This window comes from Bacillus sp. B2-WWTP-C-10-Post-4 (genome assembly GCF_009183805.1).
Classification (GTDB): Bacteria; Bacillota; Bacilli; order Bacillales; family Bacillaceae_G; genus Bacillus_A; species Bacillus_A cereus.
Genome location: NZ_WEII01000205.1, coordinates 1 through 4058 on the forward strand (window position 1 = coordinate 1; position 4058 = coordinate 4058).

The following is a 4058-nucleotide window of genomic DNA, read 5'->3' on the forward strand; positions in this document are numbered from 1 at the left end:
ATAAACGTTAAAGAGATAATTATTAAAAATAAAATATTTGTAAGATGATTTATCATTAGCTCATATTTTTGAATGTATACTGCCATCATACAAGCAACGATATTAGTCGCAATGCCAAAGGCAATCATCGCTCCCCAAACCCTGTCCGAAAGTCCCACTCCTGAGTCAGTCCCTTCCTAAACAAAATTCCTTTTCCTTAATTAGTTCCTACACCCTATTCAAGATATGCTAAATTATCCTTGTCTGATGAATATCTATTTATCTTTTCATATAGAGCAAACAAAATTTCTACTCATAATTTTTTCTTTATTAGGCAAACTATGTCTAAGCCGTTTGAACTAGCGGCTTCACTCTTCTGGTAATGGGATAGCACAATTTATTGAATTGACTAACTCATTCAATCCACTGGCACCGGCAGGCAACAAAATAGTTGTCTGCCATTTTTATCATTTCTAAGCGCCGTTTAACATCATATAAATAGTGTTAACCATGTTAATTGAATATTAGTAATAGTAAGTATAAATATTATCAATTTACTATATATTACATATATGTAAAAATGGATGTATGTTAAGCTTTTTCAAAATCTTTCCCCTAATAAAGATTTGAAGTAGCATTTCATGATTCTCCTTACTGTTAATATGCCTTGAAAAAGAACCCTATAGGGTTCTTTTTCTTCTCATTATAACCTTAGTAAGTCCATACAAAAAGGACTGCTAATTACCTGCAGCCCTTTACACATTAATATACACTTGTATTAAATACTTAACACTTTATTGTATTAGGCATTCATACATACTAAACATGCCATTATCATTTAGACATATAACACTTTAAAGTTTAGAAGTATACAATAACAAATCGTTCCCAGCTTCCAGCTACATAACTAGTAGCTGTTAATTCTCTACCACCATTTGCTGATATATACCTGCCATTACTGAGTGCTTGTAATACATATATCCTATTGTCTCCACCATTATATAAGATAAACTTTTCCCATGCCCCAATTGATGTACGATCTGCTACTACTCTACCATTTGGCTCAAACGAAACATATTTCCCATTACTTTTGGCTTTTAAAGCGTACGTATATAATTCTCCAGTCGGAATTAATTCGAATTTCTCCCATTCATTAACAGCATTACGATTTGCTATTACATTTCCCAAAGGCTCAGCAGAAACATATTGTAAATTTGCTGCCTGTATAGCAACTGTCCAACTTCCATTAAATAAATTCACGCCTTTTAGTGAACCTGCTTTTGATAGATTTGCTGCCGATACATCATTCGATGGTGTAATCATCAATATCATTAAAACCATCGGCAACATCATTAAAACTAACTTTTTTGAGATTGTATTACCACTTGCACGTGTTATGAACCTCTTCATTTCCATTCCTCCCTTAATATACATAGAACTCATATACATCATACCAAATATGTAAAATATTGTAACAAAAGAGAGGTTTTATCAATAAATACCTTACTATTCTGTTTCTTTTTTCTCAAATCTATATCACTTAAACATGCATCAATTCTCAAGCATATTTTTAAAATCCCTCCCTGATAAACAAATATAGCAGTTGATAGCAAGGAGAGTGTATACAAAAGAGAGAGTATTTTCATTTCACTTTTCTTTAAATAAAAGCCAAATAGCCGTTCATAATGAACGACTATTTGCATCTAACTAATAATTAGAATGTTCTTCATATTAATCTATTTTGTTTAATCCCGTTGAAGTAACTTGATAGATTCTTTTTTTGCCTATATATTCTTGTTTATTATTCTCAAAGTTAATAAGTGTAGCGCGTGTCTTTTCCTTTACTGCTTCCCCTTCTATATGGGTCAACTCAATGTAATCTCCCACTTTTACCGGCACGGTTTGACTTTCAGCAGTTTGTTGACTATTTCCCACTATATCCTTATTGTATACAACACTACCGGTTGAATTCTTTACTGTAATACTTGCATACGTATTATTAAAGTAAGAATGTGGTACGCCTGCTTCTAAATTCACCTGCATTTTCTCTGTTGTCCTATTATAATCAACTTTTGCGATTTCTCTATCACTATATCCTTTTAAAGACCACCCAAAATGATTTCCATCTAAAACTGTTGTTTCTGGCATTTTTTCTACTTTCTTCAAGCCTTCTTTTGTAACTTCGTATATGACTTTTTTTCCAAAGCTCTCTTGTTTACTATTATCTACATTTGTGAGAGTAGCTCTATGCACACCTTCTAGATGTGTTAACTCAATATAATCTCCTAATTTGACTGAAACTTTTTGCGATTCAGCATTTTGTTGTTTATTTCCATAAATGTCTTTATTGTATACTACTTTTCCTGATGCATTTTGGACTTTAATACTCGCATATGTTTCATTAAAATAATGATGCGGTACGCCTGCTTTTAAGTCCACTTGCATTTCTTCTGTCGATTTATTGAAATTAATTTTAGCAAACTCAAAATCACTAATTCCTTTTAGGGACCATGCAAACTGCTTTCCTTCTAAAATACTAGAAGAGTTCGGTATATCTGAATTAAAACCTAAGTTATCTAATATAGTTTTTAAATCAGGTAAAACACCTATTCTATCATTCCACGGATCTTGAGATTTTGTTCCTGTATTCGGATTACTTAAGATATTTCTTAATTCTACTGGTGTATAAGGAGAGCCTCGATGTTCTTTAGCAATACCTTGTATCGAAGTTGCTGCTCCAGCAATAATTGGTGAAGCACTTGATGTTCCACTAAATGTTGATGTATATAAATTTGTAGTATTTTGACTTGGATTTGCTGATGTTGTATCAACATTTTCTCCCCATCCATATACATCTAATCGACTTCCATAATTTGAAAACCATAAACGTTTATGTGGAACAGTTGATGATCCCGCCCCAACCATAATAGCACCTGAATCCTTGAAGTCTGGACTATTTCGATTTAAGATCTTTTTTCCATTACGATCTTTAAAATTATCTAAGTCGTTTGAACCATTTGCGCCAGCTTCTATAATAATAATCCCTTTATCTACACCAACACGAATTGCATCAAAAATATCTGGATGTACTTCTACAGGTAAATATTTATCCCCATACCCATCATACGAAGCTTGTGCCTCTAATAAAAGAATATCTCCCGCTTGTAAATTATGCACAGCACTTAAAATAGCATCCGCCGTATTATAAATTCCATTATCCCTGATCTGGGATATTACTTTTACATTTGCTTTTGGTGCAATTCCAATATTTCCAATTTGATTATCTTCAGATGAAACAATTCCTAATACAGAAGTACCATGAGCTCTATGCTGGCTTATATTTTGTCCCGACATAAGCTTAATATTTTTATTGACTAAATCCTCATGGTTCAATAACCATCCATATTCCATATCCACAAAAGTTGTACCCTTCCCATCACCACCTTTAATGCTCCAAGCATGCGAGGCATTAATTCCCTTTGGTGCCGCTTCAAGATATCCTTGATTTTTAAATCTAGGATCATCGTACGGATTAACAGATAAATTTGGAAACTGTATTTCAGGGGGTGTCAAAATTTGTTTTTCTTGTATATAAGCCTCCTCTACGAGAGAAGATGTTTCAAATTTTTTCAGTAATAATTCTATTTCTATGTTATTAGGAGCTTGTACAATATAATAATTTAATAAATTATTAGCTGATTCATTAGCAACTGATTTAGATTGTACTGATAACTTTTCAATCTCTATCGGATTTACAGATGAGAACAGACGATTCAAAGTAAGTTCTGTATTTTCGGAAAATAACTGCTTTAAATTGTTATCATAATCCCCATTTTTTATTCGTTTCTCAATACCATCTTCATAAGGTAAGTCAATTTGATTTTTAAACTTTACAATTAATCTTTCTTCCTGTGAATCTCTTTCTTTGTATGTGACATTATTAGATTCAGCGTAAACTTTATTATGAATACTATCATTTTGTAGGATTAGATCTGTTCCTACAAATGTGGTCATTACAATTGATGAAATTAAAAACCCTTTAAATATGTTCATACTATACCCGCCAATCTATATTCTCT

2 protein-coding genes are annotated in these 4058 nt (G+C 32.3%); both read right to left on the reverse strand.

Annotated elements, in window-relative coordinates; genetic code table 11:
* Positions 1–840: 840 nt before the first annotated feature.
* Positions 841–1389 carry a fascin domain-containing protein gene (locus GBN78_RS28935; protein WP_000819431.1) on the reverse strand — a complete coding sequence of 183 codons (549 nt, stop codon included), beginning with the start codon at positions 1387–1389 and terminating at the stop codon, positions 841–843.
* A 321-nt stretch (positions 1390–1710) separates the two neighbouring features.
* Complete coding sequence (locus GBN78_RS28945) at positions 1711–4032, reverse strand: putative mucin/carbohydrate-binding domain-containing protein (RefSeq protein ID WP_152127997.1); 2322 nt, start codon at positions 4030–4032, stop codon at positions 1711–1713.
* Between the last annotated feature and the right edge of the window lie 26 nt (positions 4033–4058).

Coding starts and splice junctions, on each gene's coding strand:
- GBN78_RS28945 (WP_152127997.1), bottom strand. CDS start 4,032: ATGAACATATTTAAAGGGTTTTTAATTTCATCAATTGTAATGACCACA.
- GBN78_RS28935 (WP_000819431.1), bottom strand. CDS start 1,389: ATGAAGAGGTTCATAACACGTGCAAGTGGTAATACAATCTCAAAAAAG.